The organism is Methylobacterium sp. FW102-HT35C08 (assembly GCF_058790235.1).
The window spans coordinates 2,968,787-2,983,146 of sequence record NZ_JBYTCL010000002.1 but is presented as its reverse complement, the minus strand read 5'-3'; the positions used below and the strand labels follow the sequence as shown (position 1 = coordinate 2,983,146).

The window sequence follows — 14,360 nt, the reverse complement described above, 5'->3', positions numbered from 1 at the left end:
CGCTTATCGGATCGCCGATCTGAAAGCATGCTCTTTAGGCAGCCGGTGACGCTCTACCGGCCCGAACATCGGGATGAAGCCAAGTCTAGATCCCGTTTCAGACGAGGTCAGCCGTGTCCACCTCAGCAAGCGCCACCGCTTATCGGCCCTGCCGCGACAGCGCGGTCGCCGCGGAACCCAGACCCGTCGGCCTCGCAGTCAACCGTACATATGGGATGGTGTCAGGTATGCGGAATCGGATCGGTTCCGCAGTCCTGCTCGGCAGTGCGATCCTTCTCTGGGGCGCCAACTGGCCGATGATGAAACTCGGCCTCGGTCACATCACTCCATTGTGGCTCTCCGCCTCGCGCTTCGCCACCGGAGCCGCCTGCCTATTCGCCTGGCAGGCGGTGCGCGGGGAACTGCGGCAGCCGCGGCGCACGGACCTGCCGGTCCTCGGCACCGTCGGGCTGCTCCAGATGTCGCTGTTCACCGCCCTCGGCGCGGTGGCAATGACCCATTTGCCGGCAGGCCGCTCAGCGATCCTGAGCTACACCACGCCGGTTTGGGTGCTCCCCGTCGCGGCCCTGTTGTTCGGAGAACGAGTGGAGCGGCGACACTGGGCTGGACTTGGTGTCGCCGGCGTTGGCGTCCTCGTCCTACTCAATCCCCATACCGTCGACTGGCATAACCGTCACGTCATTTGCGCCAACGCAATGCTGGTCGTGGCCTCAGCGGCCTGGGCCGTGTGCATTCTTCACCTGCGCTACGGCCGCACGCCATCGTCGGCAATCCAGCTCGCGCCCTGGCAGATGCTGCTCGCCGCAGCCGTGCTGGCGCCAATAGCCTATGCCACTGAGGGGCCGTTTACCGGAGACGGCACAGGAGCGTTCTGGACCTGCCTCGCCTTCATCGGCCCGGTCGCCACAGCTTTCTGCTTCTGCGCCGTCAACGCTGCGAGCGCCCGTTTCCCAGCGAGCGCGATGTCCACCCTGATGCTGGCCGTGCCGGTCACCGGGCTGAGCCTCTCGACGCTGACCTTGCACGAACGTCCAGGTCTCGACCTGGTCTTCGGTGCCGCCGCAATCATGGTGGGCATCGCGGCGAGTACGCGCCGAATCCGTCCCTGACCCTTTCCAAACCAGAAGGAGTACCTCCATGAAGGCCGTCGGCTTCTACAAGTCCCTGCCCATCGCGAACGACGAGGCGCTGGTCGACCTCGACCTGCCGATGCCGGTCCCGGGTCCGCGTGACCTCCTCGTCCGAGTCCAGGCCGTTTCGGTCAACCCGGTCGACACGAAGGTCCGCTCCCGGGTCACCCCGGCCGAAGGACAGCCGCACATCCTCGGTTATGACGCCGTCGGCATCGTCGAGGCGGTGGGTTCGGAAGCGAGCCTTTTCCGGCCCGGGGATGCGGTGTTCTATGCCGGCGACATCACGCGGCCGGGCACGAACGCGGAATTCCACTGCATCGACGAGCGCATCGTCGGGCACAAGCCCGCCTCGCTGTCGCTCGCCGAGGCGGCCGCGATGCCTCTGACCGCGATCACTGCTTGGGAGGCGCTGTTTGATCGTCTCGACGTGCGAAAAGCGGTGCCGGGCGCGGCACACGCGATTCTGGTCGTCGGCGGCGCGGGCGGCGTCGGCTCTATCGCGACGCAGCTCGCCCGGCAGCTGACCGACCTCACCGTGATCACCACGGCCTCGCGGCCCGAGACGACGGCCTGGAGCCGCGCGCTCGGCGCGCATCACGTGGTCGATCACGCGAAGCCGCTCGCTGCCGAGGTCGCCGCGCTTGGACTCGGTAAGCCGGGCGTCGTCTTCTCGACCACCAGCACCGACCGGCATCTCGGCCAGATCGTCGAGTTGATCGCGCCGCAGGGCCGCTTCGCGTTGATCGACGATCCGGACAGCCTCGACATCCTGCCGTTCAAGCGCAAGAGCGTCTCCACGCACTGGGAGTTCATGTTCACCCGCTCGATGTTCGCCACCGCGGACATCGCCGGCCAGGGTCAGCTCCTCGACGAGGTTGCGCGGCTCGTGGATGCCGGCACGCTGAAGAGCACCTTTGCGGAGAGCTTCGGCACGATCTCGGCCGCCAACCTGCGCCGCGCGCACGCCCTGATCGAGAGCGGGCGCGCCAAGGGCAAGATCGTTCTGGAAGGGTGGGCCTGAGCGAGGCCCGCGCGCCGTCGGGTCTGTCCACCCGATCCTCCGGCACCGACCGGGTGCCGGAGCGGTCCCCTCGCCGAGGCTATAGCCGGCGCTTCGCGTGTCCGGCCAAGCGGCCTCACCCGATACGCGACCGGGTGTTCGCTCAGGGTTATGACTGAAGGTTTGGACAGTTCAGTCCTGGCCGATCAGGCGATCTTGCGCAGATGCTCGATGGCGAGCGGTTCGCCGAGGAGCTCGTCGAAGCGGGCTGCAAGGGCGCCGAAGTTGGGGCCGGCAGCGTGGACGTCGAGTGCGGCCTGACTCTCCCAGACTTCGTACATCACGATCGTGCCGGGTCGCTCGCGGCTGTCGTGGGCGGTGTAGACGAGGCAGCCAGGCTCCTTGAGCACGGCGGGCACGATCGCCGCCACAGCCTGGGCCAGGGCTCCCTCGTATCCCTCTCGGGCCACCAAGCGGGCGATAAGCTGGATCTGTTTGGACATGGTCGCCTTCCTATCTTCTTCAGCCCGGCATCACCGGAAAACGTCATGGCGCGACGCGCAAAAGTGCGGAACTGCCATCAGACGCTCAGGCCGCAAGGGTCAGCGCATCATGGCCGGCCAGGCTCTGGCTCAGGAAGGCGATTAGTGGCTCCACGAGATCGGGCGCCCGATCTTCGCCCAGGACCGTCACCTCGGTCATGGGAAGGGCCGGCCAGAGTTCCGGAGCCCGCAGAATCTGCATGCCATCCTGCACGAAGGAGCGGCCAAGCAGCGTGACCCCCAGCCCGCCCGCCACCGCGGCCTGCACGCCCATCAGGCTGCTCGCGGTACAGGCGGCGACCCATTCCCGCCGGACGGTATCGAGGGCGGCGATCATCATCTCGCGGTAGCTGCAGGGTGGGGCCAGCATCACCAGCCGAGCGGGCCGTGTGAAATCCAGCTGGTAGTCGGCGGATGCCAGCCACACGAGCGGCTCGCGCCAGATGACGCGCCCCCGGGAGTTGCTGCCGCTTCGCTTGGCGATCACCGCGTCCAAGCGGTCCCCGTCATAGGCCTCTAGGAGACTGCAGCTCAGGCCGGTCTTCAGATCGATGTGCAGATTGGGATAAAGTCGGCTGAACCGTGCGAGCAGCTTCGGCAGTTGGCCGGGGATGAAGTCCTCGGACACGCCGAGACGCAAGGTGCCGCTCGCAGCCGGCTCGCGCCACGTACGCATGATCCGGTCGTTGAATTCCAACATCTGGCGCGCCGCGACGAGCAGGCGCTCGCCATCCGGGGTCAGGCCGAGCGTCCGGCTGGTCCGGTCGAAGACGCGCCGCCCCAGGATCTCCTCCAGCCGGAGAACCTTCTGGCTCACCGCCGATTGCGAGCGGTGCACCACGTCGGCGGCGGCCGTGAAGCTTCCGGTCTCGGCGACCGCCACGAAGGCCCGCAACAGGTCGAGCTCCAGATCCGGGTATCGCATCGTCCCGCCCATACCCTCTTCGCGCGCCCTCTTCGCACGAGGCCGGTTCCCGCCGGTCCCGCGGCCCGTCAATACCGTCCCGGCCCCGCTCCGGACACCTGCGCCAGGAGAGGTTCATCCGCCCGCGCCATAGGTGCCGAGGCGGCGCTGAGCGCCTCCGGAGGCTCGACATGTTCGCCTGCCGGCAGCACGACGACGCGCGTCTCGACCGGAACGCGGCCGTAGAGATCGATGATGTCCTGGTTGAACATCCGGATGCAGCCGGAGGAGACGTTCGTACCGATGGTCCGCGGCTCGGTCGTGCCGTGGATGCGATAGAGCGTATCGCGCGGGCCGTCGAAGAGGTAGAGGGCGCGGGGTCCGAGCGGATTGCCGAGGCCGCCGGCCATGCCGGTGCGCCAAGGTGCGTTCCGCTCCGGCTCGCGGGCGATCATGTCGGCGGTCGGGGTCCAGCGCGGCCACTCGGCCTTGCGCCCCACACGTGCTGATCCACTCCAGGCGAGCCCCGCCCGACCGACGCCGACGCCGTAGCGCAGCGCTCGGCCGTTCTCGCGGACAAGGTAGAGGAACTTGTTGCCCGGATCGACCACGAGGGTGCCCGGTGGCTCGGAACGCGGGTAGGTGACCTCCTGCCGAAAGTAGCGCGGATCAACATCGACGATGTCGGTGGCTGGCAGGGCGAAGCGCTCGTCGGGGCGAGCCCCGTACATGGCCGCGAAGGCCGCGTTCGCCTGCGGTGCGATGACCCCACGCTGCGCCTCGACCGCCACGCAGCCGCTCATCACCAACGCGAGCGGTGCGAGGCGGGCGGGAGCCACAAACCGCGAACGAACCCGGCCTGGGCTGGCGGGAGGTATGGATCCGGGCTCGACCATGATGCTCTCGGCTCCAACGAAGCGACTCTGCGGCGGTGCCGCGGACGTCGCCCTCAAGCACGTCGGATAGGTTGCACTCGCGCGGTAGCCGAAGGAAACGCATAGTTTCGATCGATGCCAGCAGCATATCGAATGGATGCACTAGCCCAGCCTCATCCTCTGTGCTGCAGGCGCGACGAACCCAACTGTCAGACGGGGAGCCGTCAGGGCAGCCATACCGTCCTCGGCTGCTGGTGCTTTCGCGGTCAAAAGGCCACCTCGGGCCGAGCTCCCTTCAAGCTCCCTCGATCGGCGCACTGAGGCCGATAACGCCTCCGGCGCCCACGCTTCCTTCGGGAAAGGCTTTGAGGACGTCGATGAAGGCCCGAAGACCGGAGGGGACATGTCTGTGCCCCGGGTAGTACAGGAACACACCAGGGTAAGGCGGGCACCAGTCTTCAAGAAGGGACATGAGCACACCGGCTTCAAGATGATGTCGGGCCACCAGTTCCGGAACGAAGGCGATACCCAGACCGCGGATCGCGGCTTCGGTCATCAACTCCGAACGATTGAGGATGAGTGCCCCTGGAACGTCGACGGCTACGGCTTGGCCGTGACGCTCGAACTCCCACTTGCAGGATCGGCCGTTCGGCGTCCGGGTCCGAATGCAGTGATGAGCCGATAGATCGTCGGGCGTGCGCGGCAGATCCCGTCCTGCGAGATAGGACGGCGATGCGACTGCGAGCATGCGCGAGGTCCCTCCGAACCGCACCGCAATCATGTCGCGCGGGACCTCCTCGCCAAGCCTGAAGCCCGCGTCGAAGCCTTCCGCGACGATATCCACGAAAGCAGGCTCGGCCACGAGGTCGACCGCCATCTCGGGACAGCGCCGGAGAAAGACCGGGATGACGGTCCGCAGCAGGAGCAGAGAGACGGTCTCGGATGCCGTGATCCGAAGGGTCCCTCTGGGATGATCTCGCGACGCATCGACCTCGGCCAGTGCTCCGTAGAGATCCTGAAGGATGGGCCGCAGGCGTTCGACCAAGCGCTCACCAGCCTGTGTCGGCGAGACGCTGCGGGTGGTCCGGTTCAGCAGACGCGTATCAAGCCGCGCCTCCAGGCCGCTCATCATGTGGCTCAGGGTCGAGGGCGCCAACTCCAACTCGTCGGCAGCCTTCCGGAAGCTCCTGTGCGTCGCGATCGCGGCAAGCACCTTCAGTTCGGTCAAGGACGGCAGATCATTCATGGCCAAATGCCACCAAGGCATGCGGAATTGCACCGCTTATTCTGGGCAATGATGCGGGCTAACCCGTGCCGGGACAAGCCGGAGGCGAAGATGGTTCGGACGTGGTTTATCACAGGTGTGAACAGCGGCTTCGGTCGCGAGATGGCGGAGCAACTGCTCGGACGCGGTGAGCGCGTGGCAGGTACGATGCGGCGTCCGGACGATGTCGCTGACCTGAAAGCTAAGTACGGCACGAGCTTCTGGACCGCACAGCTCGATCTGACGGACACAGCGGCAGTTACGGACGTGGTAAACCGCGCATTCCACGATCTCGGACGGATCGATGTTGTCGTGAACAACGCCGGTTACGGCCAGTTTGGGGCGATCGAAGGTCTGAGCGACGAGCAGATCGCAGGGCAGATTGATACCAATCTGATCGGGCCGATCCACGTGGTCAGGGCAGCCCTTCCGTACCTGCGCAGACAGGGCGGCGGACGCCTGATCGCCATGTCGTCTTACGGCGGCCAGGCTACGCATCCGGGCGCCTCCCTCTATCATGCTAGCAAGTGGGGCCTGGAGGGGTTTTTCGACTCGGTTGCGGCCGAGGTTGCCCCACTCGGTATCGGCGTCACGATCATCGAGCCCGGTGCCGCACGCACCGCATTCCGGACGACGGCCGGAACGCTGTTGGGCGCGGACGTCGACGCGTACCGGAACACGTCGATCGGCGCGATGCGTGCGATGCTCTCGAATCCCGGCGCCGTCGCGAAGGGTGATCCTGGCAAGATGGTTCAGATCATCATCGACAGCGTGGATCTAAATCCTGCACCTAAGCGGATCGCGTTGGGCGGGGATTCCTACACCATGATCGAGCGCGCGCTGGTCGAGCGTTTGACGGCTCTGCAGGTGCAGAAGGACATCGCCTTCTCGACCGATGTAGCACTCTGAGGCCTTCGCGTGCCAAGTCCGTGGTCTGACTGGGCCGCAGCATCGCCTCGCCAACGCGACGAGGTCCGCGGACGCTCCCGCAGATTACTGGCGACCAAGGGGGCCCGATTGCCGTAAGCGATGACGAGCCCGACCGCGTTTTCACGTTCGATAGCCAGATGTTTTCTCGATCAGTCCATCAGGGCTCTGAAAAGTTGGAACCTGTCGCAATTGGTCGTGCGATAGCGGTCTGACCGCAATGAGGGTTCGCTTCTCCCGTTTGAACGCCGAGACTGGCCGGACTGTTTGGGCCAAAGCCGGTCGGCAGGTCTGCGCAGCCCTCAAGGCGCTTCGCGGTTCAAGCTGGTGGAGTGGTGTGGATCAGGAGCGACATATGCAGGGCATCCCGTTGGGTGCAAAGGGCAGCTTCGCCATGCTGGTCCGTCCTCCGCATCTAGCGAACCAGTTCAAGGACACCATCCTGCCGCCCGTCTTTGCGGCACCGATGATGATCCTGATGATGGAAAACGCAGCTCTGAATGCCATCCGGCCGTTCCTTGACCCCGGCGCGAGCGCCGTCGGAACGAATGTCGACGTAAGCCATATGGCGGCGACCCCAGTCGGGCACCGCGTGAGAGCGGAGGCCGGGGTGTTGGGTGTCACGGGACGTCAGATCCAATTCCGCGATGCGGCCTGGGATGAGGCAGAGCAAATCGGAGCTGGGACGCACGAGCGGATGGTGGTCGACTTGGAGCGGCTCAGAAAACGTCTCGTCGAAAAGCGGCCTGCTTCAGCATCAAGTGTGTAGCCGCCTGGCTGCTTCCGAGGCGGATCGTCTCCGAAGCGGACGAGCTGCTTCCGGCCTGGAATGGTCACGAATCAGGATCAGGCTGCCGGTAAGCAGACCTTCTGAACTTCGGACAAGGGTCGGAAGCGGCTGTCAGGACTGGTTCCTTAAAGGCGCCCCCATAGCGAACTGCCGCCGATGGATGGGACGACGGCTTCTCGGTTCCTCTGCTGGTCGGTTGGCGAACTTCTCGCCGCCGGTTGCATGCTCACTTCCGGCGAGCGGCTTCCGGAGATCAGTCGCCAACGAACGTCGGTAGTCGGTCCAAGGTTCTTTCGTGCGCCAGCGGTGCGGCTGCGCCTTCGGGAGCGACCATCCCGATGCGGTCATGCCAGTACGTGGCCAGCCCGACCTGCGCCGTTCCGACGAGGTCGTAGGCTGAGCCAGCGACGAATAGGCATCGCGCCGGTTCCACGCCAAGGGCTTCCAGCCCAAGCCGGTAAGGACGAGGGTCCGGCTTGTAGAACCCAGCGCGCTCCGCGGTGATCACAGTGGCGAACTCGACGCCCACGCAATCGGCCGCAATGCGTCCCAACCGTTCGGAGCAGTTCGTCACGACCCCGAGGGGCACGGATCGAGCGGCGAGTGCCTGTAGGGTCTGCGTCACGCCCGGCCAGGGACGCAACTCGTCATAGCGCTCGTCTAGTTGGGTGGCCAGTGTGCGCGGCATGCCGACCGCCTCGGCAGCTTCGGCAACGAGGTCTTCGTAAGGCCGATATGCCCCCGTGCGGTAGGTGATCCGAAGGTACTCGGCCCGCCAGCGACGACCGGCTTCCTCGGTGCCCGCGACCTCGTTCCACAAGGACCAGCTGTCGAGCAGGGCAGTCAGGAGGTCGAACAGGACGGCGTCGTATCGACTGGGTGTCATGATGGGCATCTCTGGTTCACGCGGCAGAGGAGGATGGTTGCGGGGCCAAGCCGAGCGCCGGGGCCTCGCCGGTCGCCGAAGTGCCCTCCGGCAGGCCGCCGAAACGGCGGACCACCAGCACCGCCGCGGTGTTGCCGAAGACGTTGATGCCGGCGCGGCCCATGTCGAGCACCGCGTCGATGCCGGTCACGATGGCGATCGCCTCCACGGGCAGACCGATTGCGGTCAGCACGGTGGCGAGTGCGACGAGGCTGGAGGCTGGTACGTTGGCCACGCCCTTGCTGGCGATCAGCGTCGTCACAAGGACGGTCAGCAGGGCCGACCCGCTCAAGTGCAGGCCGTAAGCTTCGGCCAGGAACGTCACCGCCGCGCCCAGGTAGAGCGCTGAGCCGTCGAGGTTGAAGCTGTAGCCGAGCGGCAGCACGACCGCGACGACGCGTTTCGGCACGCCCATCTGTTCCAGACGCTCGATGTGTGGCGGCAGGGCGACCTCGGACGAGCGTGTCGCGAACGCGAGCAGCATCGGTCCCATGACTTGGCGGGCCACCCACAGGGGACGTTCACCCGTGAGGCGGATGACGACGAGGAGCACCACGAACAGGAGCGCGTAGCCGAGGTACAGGGTGCCAGCCAGCTTCGCGAGGGCAACTAGCGCGCCCACGCCCTGCGTCGCCGCGAGCCAGGCCGATATGGCGAACACCGCCAAAGGAGCTGTGGTGACCACCCATCGCGTGATGCGGAACATCGCACCGAGCACCGCTTCGAGCGCGGCCGTCACTGGGCGAGCCTCTTGACTGAGCGCGCCCAGAGCGAGACCGAACAACATCGCGAAGACGAGTGTCGGTAACACCTTCTGCGCCGCCATGGCGGCGACGACGTTGGACGGGATGAGATCGAGCACGAACTTCACCCAATCCACCCGTAGGGGCAGGTTCTGAGGGACGTGCCCCGAAGCGACTAGCCCGGCGCCGAGACCGGGATGGAACACCGCGTTCAACACCAGCGCGATGGCGATGGAGGCGGCACTGGCCAGGTAGAACCATCCGAACGCGACCAGCGCGGTCCGACCCAGGCGGCTGGCGTCATCCGCCATGCGGCTTGCGCCGAGCGTGACGGCGCAGAACACGAGCGGGATGACGACCATCCGGATCGCATCGATGAACGCCGTGCCTACCGGCTGCAGGGCAGCACCGAGGTCCGGCCACAGGGCACCGGTGGCGAGCCCCACCCCGATGCCGAGCGCCATCCAGAGCGCGAGCGGAACGCGCGGCCGCCGCCTTGGGCTGGCTGGTCCTCGGTTCATCTTTGCCTCCTCTGCTGGTCGATGCCGACCTCAGATCCCGCGCGAGGCGACCGCCTCGATCTCCACGAGGTAGCCGTGATGCAGCTCCGGCACCGGCACCACGGCGCGAGCTGGCTTCGCCGCCCCGAACAGCTCGGCGTAGATGCGATTGAAGACCGGCCAATTCTCGACGCCGACGACGTAGGCGGTCACGCGCAGCACGCGTTCTGGATTGGAGCCGGCCTCTGTCACGACCGCCAGCAGGTTGGCGAGCGCCTGTCGGGCTTGAATTTCGAAGCTTGCGTCGGAGACGGGGGTGCCGTCAGCGTGGTGCGGGAGCTGGCCCGAGACGAAGACGAGGTCACGCCATGCGGTGGCCTGGGCATAGTGGCCGGCGGGTGCCGGGGCCCGGGTGGTCGAGATCTGCTCGATCGGTGTGGTCATCGCCTGCAACTCCTACCAACCGTTGATGCGGGGCCACACCGCGCGGACTTGGCCCGCGGCGTCGAGCACGTAGTAACGGTCGTGCTGGGCACCCGTCGCGCAAGCGTGGTTTGGCAGGATGCGCACGCGTGATCCGACCGGCAGGTCAGGAAGGCGCGCGCCCGAATCTTGCCGTAGGGCGAGGATGCCGTGCTCTTGGTTGGCGTCGCTGACGATCAGATCCGGATAGGGCCGGCCTGCGCAGTCGCAGACCACGCCGTAGCCCTGGTCGACCGCCTGCCGGGCCGTGCCGCGGTCGCGCGACATCGCCATCCAGCCGGCATCGACGATGATCCATCCCCTATCGCGGCGATGGCCGATGACGGTAGCGAGCACGCTCAACGCGATATCGTCGACCGCGACGGAGCCGACGCCTGCTTGGAAAAGGTCGCCGAACATAAACACGCCGGCTCGCACCTCGGTGACACCGGTGAGGTCCCGCGCGAAGCGTGCGGTTGGGGTCGAGCCGACGCTGACGATTGGGCACGACAAGCCGGCCTCGCGCAGGATGGTGGCCGCCGCGAGCGCCGCCGCGCGTTCGTTCTCGGCGGCCTCCGCGAGCGCCTCGGGGTCGCCGAGGCCGTAGCTATCACCGGCGTGCAGCAACACCCCGCGCAGGACCGCGCCTGCGCCGAGAGCACGGCTGATCGCGACGAGTGCATCCGCGTCCCCTGGCTTTACGCCGGAGCGGTGTCCGTCGGCGTCGACCTCGATCAAGGCGGGAAGCGCATCCCCGGTTCGCCGGCTCCAAGCGGCGACAGCCTCGGCCTGCTCCACGGAGTCGAGCACTACGGAGAGGTCTGTTCCCCAGCGCTGCCGGATTGCGCCGACGCGGTCGATCTTTGTGGGTGCGATACCCACCGCGTAGAGAATATCCCGCACCCCATCCTCAGCAAAGTATTCCGCCTCGCGCAGGGTGGAGACCGTCGCTGGGCCGGATGGTGAGGTCATCGCTAGGTGGGCAACGTCCACCGACTTCGCAGTCTTGAGGTGAGGCCGGAAGCTGACGCCGAGCCGGTCGAGATGCCTTCTCATCCGGGCGATGTTTGCGCGCAGGCGCGCTTCATTCAGAAGGAGGCAGGGCGTCGGCAAAGCGCTTAAAGCCGAGCCGCCTTCCGTTGATGAAACCATCCCCTTGAGGTCGGTAGTGAGCACGTCCGTGGCCCCTTTGGCTTACTGACGTGAGAATGATCATGAGTGGCTGGGAAGCGCCATTAACGCTTCCTGCATCTTGGATTAAGTCTGGGCTTAATGCTTGATGCGAATGACCTCCGCTTCTTCGTCGCGATCGCCGCGGCGCCGTCCCTAGCTGCGGCCGCGCGCGCCCTTAACGTGTCGCCACCGGCGGTGACGCAGCGGCTGCGTGCCCTGGAAGATCGGGTGGGTGTCTACCTGCTGGACCGCTCCGGTCGCGGCCTCACGCTGACCGACGAAGGCGAATTGCTGGCGGAGCGCGGCAGAGATCTGCTCGGCGCCTTCGACGATCTCAGCGAGGCCCTGGCTGACCGCCGTGGGCAGGTGACAGGTCACCTGCGCATCTTGGCTCCGTTCGGTTTCGGACGCCACCACGTGGCGCCCGTGGTGGCGGCGTTCCGGACATCTCACCCGGGAGTCAGGATTGACCTGCGGCTCTCAGATCGCCTTGGCCGGATGCCGCCGGAGACGTGGGACCTTGCCATTCACGTGGGCGAGATCAAGGACACGACGCCAAGCCTGACAGTGCGCCATCTCGCGCCGAACGAGCGTATCCTCTGTGCAGCGCCCGCCTATCTCGCCCGGCGCGGGGCGCCGCGTACACCTCTCGAACTGCGCGACCACTCGTGCATAGCCCTGCGTGAGAACGACGAGGACGTGACGCTCTGGCGCTTCCACTCGGGTGATAGTGGCGAAGAACGCGTACGGGTCGAGCCGGAGCTGGCCAGCAACGACGGTGAGGTGGCCCGCTGCTGGGCATTGGCTGGGCTCGGCGTGCTCTTACGTTCAGAGTGGGACGTCGCAGATGATCTACGAGCTGGGCGGCTACTTCGCCTCCTCGACAGCCATACTCTGCCGCCGGCTCCGGTCGTCGCCCTGCTCGGCTCGGGGCGACGTGCACGTGCGGCGAGGACTGAGCGGTTTCTTGACGCTCTCAGGCAAAGCCTGAACCCAGTTCCTTGGCGGCCATAACGCGACCAAGAAGCAGTATCAGCGCATCACAGCGATAGAAGCGGTGAAACGTTCGTCCGCTTTTGGGTCCCACTTGGCCGCGCGTAAATGACTGCGTTAGGTCGATAGGAGGCCGTCTGCTTTTCCGGCTCGCCGTCTCCGAAGCAGTCGTTCCGCTTACGGCCAAACCCGGTCACTCAGAGCTGGTAAATTGAAGGGCCCGGAAGCAGACGGTCCCAGGGTCTGGTTGGGATCAATTTTGTTGAAAAACTCGGAAGCGGGTCGAAGTAGCGCCGCGAAGAGTATTGACCGGAGAAAGTCCTACTATCGGCGTCGCCAGAATGCGCTTCGTGTGTAGGATTGCCGCGGCGCGAAAGACCAATCTTCTCCCGGACATCATCTTGGACCACGCCGAAGGCGCTGCCATCGAGCTCTTCAACGAAATCGATCAATTCGAGACAAATTGCGAAGCCGCAACAATGTTGTGTTTCATATGTTTAAGGACTGGGAGCGGACAGACCGGTTTCGTACAGGTTCGATTAGTCTTGTTAGCCAAGGATGCCGGCAAACGAACTTTGTGACGGGCTGAGGAGGGGGCGCGTAGTGCCCGGCACCGGCTAACAGCCGTGTGATTTGGGCCGCAGACGACACGGCGAGATCTCGTTCACCACATCCCCAAGCCATTCAGAGCCTGGCAACGCGCCGTGACCCAAATGGGCGGCGTAGCCGTGGTGAGGAGCCTGGCAATCGGTGAGGTTGGAGCGAACTTTTTCCGACAGGGGCCTCCGCCTAGCGGCAGGTGTCGGGAAAGAGGCTCGCTCGATGAGATTCGCTTCGGCTCAGCGTCGGTGTTGCGGCGAGGAGAAACGATCCGGTCGCTCAGCCGGGTCGGACCGTCGAGAACAGGTTCACGAGGCGGCCGTGTCCCGCGGTTGGAAGCGTGCCGCCGCCTGGTCGCGCGCATTTAAGATCTCGGCCATGCGAACGAGATCAGCCAGCGACTGAGCCTCCATCTTTTTCATTAGGTTGCCCCGGTGGATTTTCACCGTGATCTCGCTCAACCCTAGGCGATGCGCGATCTGCTTGTTCATCAAGCCCGCGGATACGAGGCCCATGACCTCGCGCTCACGCGGGGACAGGGCCTCGTAGAGCGATTGCAGCCGGGTTTGGCCATCGTCCGCAGCGCGGCGCAGGCGATCGACGTCGAGGGCGGCGGCCACGGCAGCGAGCATGTCGGCATCGTCGAAAGGCTTGGCCAGGAAATCGACGGCACCTGCCTTAATGCCCTTGACCGACATCGGTATATCGCCGTGGCCGGTCATCAGCACGATCGGGATCGGATTGCCGGACCGGCGCAGATCGGCTTGGAAATCCATCCCGTTCAATTCTTGAAGCCGGACGTCCAAGACGAGGCACGACGGCCGGTCCGGCAGTTGTTGGGACAGAAACGCCGCCGGGCTCTCGAACAGCATGACGTCGTAGCCGCTGGAGCGGAACAGGCTGCCGAGGCCTGATCGAATTGCCGCCTCGTCATCTACAATACAGATCACCGCGTCCGCCTCGGCTTCGTCCATGGTGTTCGTCGGCGTGTCCATGCGTCGGCCCGGAAGGCGCACTCGATCGATAAGCCAGGATCAGCCCCCGCGCCCCAGGCGGTCGTGACAGCGATGCCTCAAGGTCATTGAAGAGCAGCGCGTCCGACGTCGGCGATGTTCCTACTTGGCAAATCGCTCCGACCATAGCGTCAGATCCGGACGCGCTCTTGAACGTTCTTGCGCCGTTTTGACGAAGGGCGGCCGACCCCGGACGGGGGTCGGTCCATGGGTAGGACGTCGATCCGGCCGGGCTGGCTTATCCCACATCGGCGCTGGCAAGCCGCCGCGCCTGCCGTGCCAGCGCGGAAAAGCCCCTCGTCCTGCGGGCGGGTGCCACCAGTTCCAAGTCGAAGGGGCGTTAGCCGTTCCGGCCGCCTGAAGCCTTCGGCGTAGCCGCCATGCCGGTGAAGGGTAGGGGCCGCATCATTGACGCAGATGCCGAATCCCTCGGCGCAACGAGTCGGCTCGGCGGAATGCGGGACGCTCGTACGGTCCAAAATGCGCTCCTGAGATCCAAGACCTGGATGCGCTCGG

General features: G+C 65.7%; 14 protein-coding genes. 5 read left to right on the top strand and 9 right to left on the bottom strand.

What is annotated here, in order from left to right; translation table 11 throughout:
• Nucleotides 1-227 precede the first annotated feature (227 nt).
• Both AC3WSN_RS14340 and AC3WSN_RS14335 read left to right on the top strand, forming a co-directional pair.
• Nucleotides 228-1,109 (top strand): DMT family transporter, encoded by an 882-nt coding sequence (locus tag AC3WSN_RS14340; protein WP_492538737.1) that lies wholly within the window; start codon nucleotides 228-230, stop codon nucleotides 1,107-1,109.
• Nucleotides 1,110-1,137: 28 nt separating this feature from the next.
• Nucleotides 1,138-2,154, top strand: coding sequence for a zinc-binding alcohol dehydrogenase family protein (locus AC3WSN_RS14335; RefSeq protein ID WP_492538735.1), 1,017 nt, complete (start codon nucleotides 1,138-1,140; stop codon nucleotides 2,152-2,154).
• A 185-nt stretch (nucleotides 2,155-2,339) separates the two neighbouring features.
• Here the strand turns inward: AC3WSN_RS14335 and AC3WSN_RS14330 are convergent, their stop codons facing one another.
• From AC3WSN_RS14330 to AC3WSN_RS14315, 4 genes are all read right to left on the bottom strand, one after another.
• Nucleotides 2,340-2,636, bottom strand: a complete 297-nt coding sequence (locus AC3WSN_RS14330) for a putative quinol monooxygenase (protein ID WP_492538733.1) — start codon at nucleotides 2,634-2,636, stop codon at nucleotides 2,340-2,342.
• A gap of 85 nt (nucleotides 2,637-2,721) precedes the next feature.
• Entirely contained in the window at nucleotides 2,722-3,600 is an 879-nt protein-coding gene (locus tag AC3WSN_RS14325; RefSeq protein ID WP_492538731.1) for a LysR substrate-binding domain-containing protein, read from the bottom strand.
• 68 nt (nucleotides 3,601-3,668) lie between these two features.
• Nucleotides 3,669-4,475 (bottom strand): L,D-transpeptidase, encoded by an 807-nt coding sequence (locus tag AC3WSN_RS14320; protein ID WP_492538729.1) that lies wholly within the window; start codon nucleotides 4,473-4,475, stop codon nucleotides 3,669-3,671.
• 274 nt (nucleotides 4,476-4,749) lie between these two features.
• Nucleotides 4,750-5,700: a LysR family transcriptional regulator gene (locus AC3WSN_RS14315; protein WP_492538727.1), complete on the bottom strand. Its 951-nt coding sequence runs from the start codon at nucleotides 5,698-5,700 to the stop codon at nucleotides 4,750-4,752.
• 90 nt (nucleotides 5,701-5,790) lie between these two features.
• Here AC3WSN_RS14315 and AC3WSN_RS14310 point away from each other — a divergent pair, with 90 nt between their 5' ends.
• On the top strand, nucleotides 5,791-6,627 hold the full coding sequence (locus tag AC3WSN_RS14310) for an SDR family oxidoreductase (protein WP_492538725.1): 837 nt from the start codon (nucleotides 5,791-5,793) through the stop codon (nucleotides 6,625-6,627).
• Nucleotides 6,628-7,000: 373 nt separating this feature from the next.
• Nucleotides 7,001-7,414 (top strand): thioesterase family protein, encoded by a 414-nt coding sequence (locus AC3WSN_RS14305; protein WP_492538723.1) that lies wholly within the window; start codon nucleotides 7,001-7,003, stop codon nucleotides 7,412-7,414.
• Between the two features lie 274 nt (nucleotides 7,415-7,688).
• Here the strand turns inward: AC3WSN_RS14305 and AC3WSN_RS14300 are convergent, their stop codons facing one another.
• The 4 genes from AC3WSN_RS14300 to AC3WSN_RS14285 form a co-directional block, all read right to left on the bottom strand.
• Nucleotides 7,689-8,330 (bottom strand): HAD family hydrolase, encoded by a 642-nt coding sequence (locus AC3WSN_RS14300; protein ID WP_492538721.1) that lies wholly within the window; start codon nucleotides 8,328-8,330, stop codon nucleotides 7,689-7,691.
• Nucleotides 8,331-8,337: 7 nt separating this feature from the next.
• Nucleotides 8,338-9,567 carry a dicarboxylate/amino acid:cation symporter gene (locus tag AC3WSN_RS14295; protein ID WP_492538719.1) on the bottom strand — a complete coding sequence of 410 codons (1,230 nt, stop codon included), beginning with the start codon at nucleotides 9,565-9,567 and terminating at the stop codon, nucleotides 8,338-8,340.
• Between the two features lie 87 nt (nucleotides 9,568-9,654).
• Nucleotides 9,655-10,047 (bottom strand): RidA family protein, encoded by a 393-nt coding sequence (locus tag AC3WSN_RS14290; RefSeq protein WP_492538717.1) that lies wholly within the window; start codon nucleotides 10,045-10,047, stop codon nucleotides 9,655-9,657.
• Nucleotides 10,048-10,059: 12 nt separating this feature from the next.
• The gene (locus AC3WSN_RS14285) at nucleotides 10,060-11,217 is read right to left on the bottom strand and encodes a DSD1 family PLP-dependent enzyme (protein ID WP_492543112.1); all 1,158 of its coding nucleotides are present in this window, start codon (nucleotides 11,215-11,217) and stop codon (nucleotides 10,060-10,062) included.
• Nucleotides 11,218-11,337: 120 nt separating this feature from the next.
• Between AC3WSN_RS14285 and AC3WSN_RS14280 the strand changes: the two genes are divergently transcribed.
• Nucleotides 11,338-12,252, top strand: coding sequence for a LysR substrate-binding domain-containing protein (locus AC3WSN_RS14280; RefSeq protein ID WP_492538715.1), 915 nt, complete (start codon nucleotides 11,338-11,340; stop codon nucleotides 12,250-12,252).
• Nucleotides 12,253-13,139: 887 nt separating this feature from the next.
• On the opposite strand, the gene AC3WSN_RS14275 is transcribed toward AC3WSN_RS14280, so the two are convergent.
• Entirely contained in the window at nucleotides 13,140-13,826 is a 687-nt protein-coding gene (locus AC3WSN_RS14275; protein ID WP_492538713.1) for a response regulator transcription factor, read from the bottom strand.
• Nucleotides 13,827-14,360: the final 534 nt, after the last annotated feature.

What these genes read in the sequence shown, in the direction of transcription:
- AC3WSN_RS14285 (WP_492543112.1), bottom strand. Translation starts at nt 11,217, where the DNA reads ATGGTTTCATCAACGGAAGGCGGCTCGGCTTTAAGCGCTTTGCCGACG.
- AC3WSN_RS14325 (WP_492538731.1), bottom strand. Translation starts at nt 3,600, where the DNA reads ATGCGATACCCGGATCTGGAGCTCGACCTGTTGCGGGCCTTCGTGGCG.
- AC3WSN_RS14330 (WP_492538733.1), bottom strand. Translation starts at nt 2,636, where the DNA reads ATGTCCAAACAGATCCAGCTTATCGCCCGCTTGGTGGCCCGAGAGGGA.
- AC3WSN_RS14310 (WP_492538725.1), top strand. Translation starts at nt 5,791, where the DNA reads ATGGTTCGGACGTGGTTTATCACAGGTGTGAACAGCGGCTTCGGTCGC.
- AC3WSN_RS14280 (WP_492538715.1), top strand. Translation starts at nt 11,338, where the DNA reads ATGCTTGATGCGAATGACCTCCGCTTCTTCGTCGCGATCGCCGCGGCG.
- AC3WSN_RS14275 (WP_492538713.1), bottom strand. Translation starts at nt 13,826, where the DNA reads ATGGACACGCCGACGAACACCATGGACGAAGCCGAGGCGGACGCGGTG.
- AC3WSN_RS14305 (WP_492538723.1), top strand. Translation starts at nt 7,001, where the DNA reads ATGCAGGGCATCCCGTTGGGTGCAAAGGGCAGCTTCGCCATGCTGGTC.
- AC3WSN_RS14335 (WP_492538735.1), top strand. Translation starts at nt 1,138, where the DNA reads ATGAAGGCCGTCGGCTTCTACAAGTCCCTGCCCATCGCGAACGACGAG.
- AC3WSN_RS14290 (WP_492538717.1), bottom strand. Translation starts at nt 10,047, where the DNA reads ATGACCACACCGATCGAGCAGATCTCGACCACCCGGGCCCCGGCACCC.
- AC3WSN_RS14300 (WP_492538721.1), bottom strand. Translation starts at nt 8,330, where the DNA reads ATGCCCATCATGACACCCAGTCGATACGACGCCGTCCTGTTCGACCTC.
- AC3WSN_RS14340 (WP_492538737.1), top strand. Translation starts at nt 228, where the DNA reads ATGCGGAATCGGATCGGTTCCGCAGTCCTGCTCGGCAGTGCGATCCTT.
- AC3WSN_RS14295 (WP_492538719.1), bottom strand. Translation starts at nt 9,567, where the DNA reads ATGGCGCTCGGCATCGGGGTGGGGCTCGCCACCGGTGCCCTGTGGCCG.
- AC3WSN_RS14320 (WP_492538729.1), bottom strand. Translation starts at nt 4,475, where the DNA reads ATGGTCGAGCCCGGATCCATACCTCCCGCCAGCCCAGGCCGGGTTCGT.
- AC3WSN_RS14315 (WP_492538727.1), bottom strand. Translation starts at nt 5,700, where the DNA reads ATGAATGATCTGCCGTCCTTGACCGAACTGAAGGTGCTTGCCGCGATC.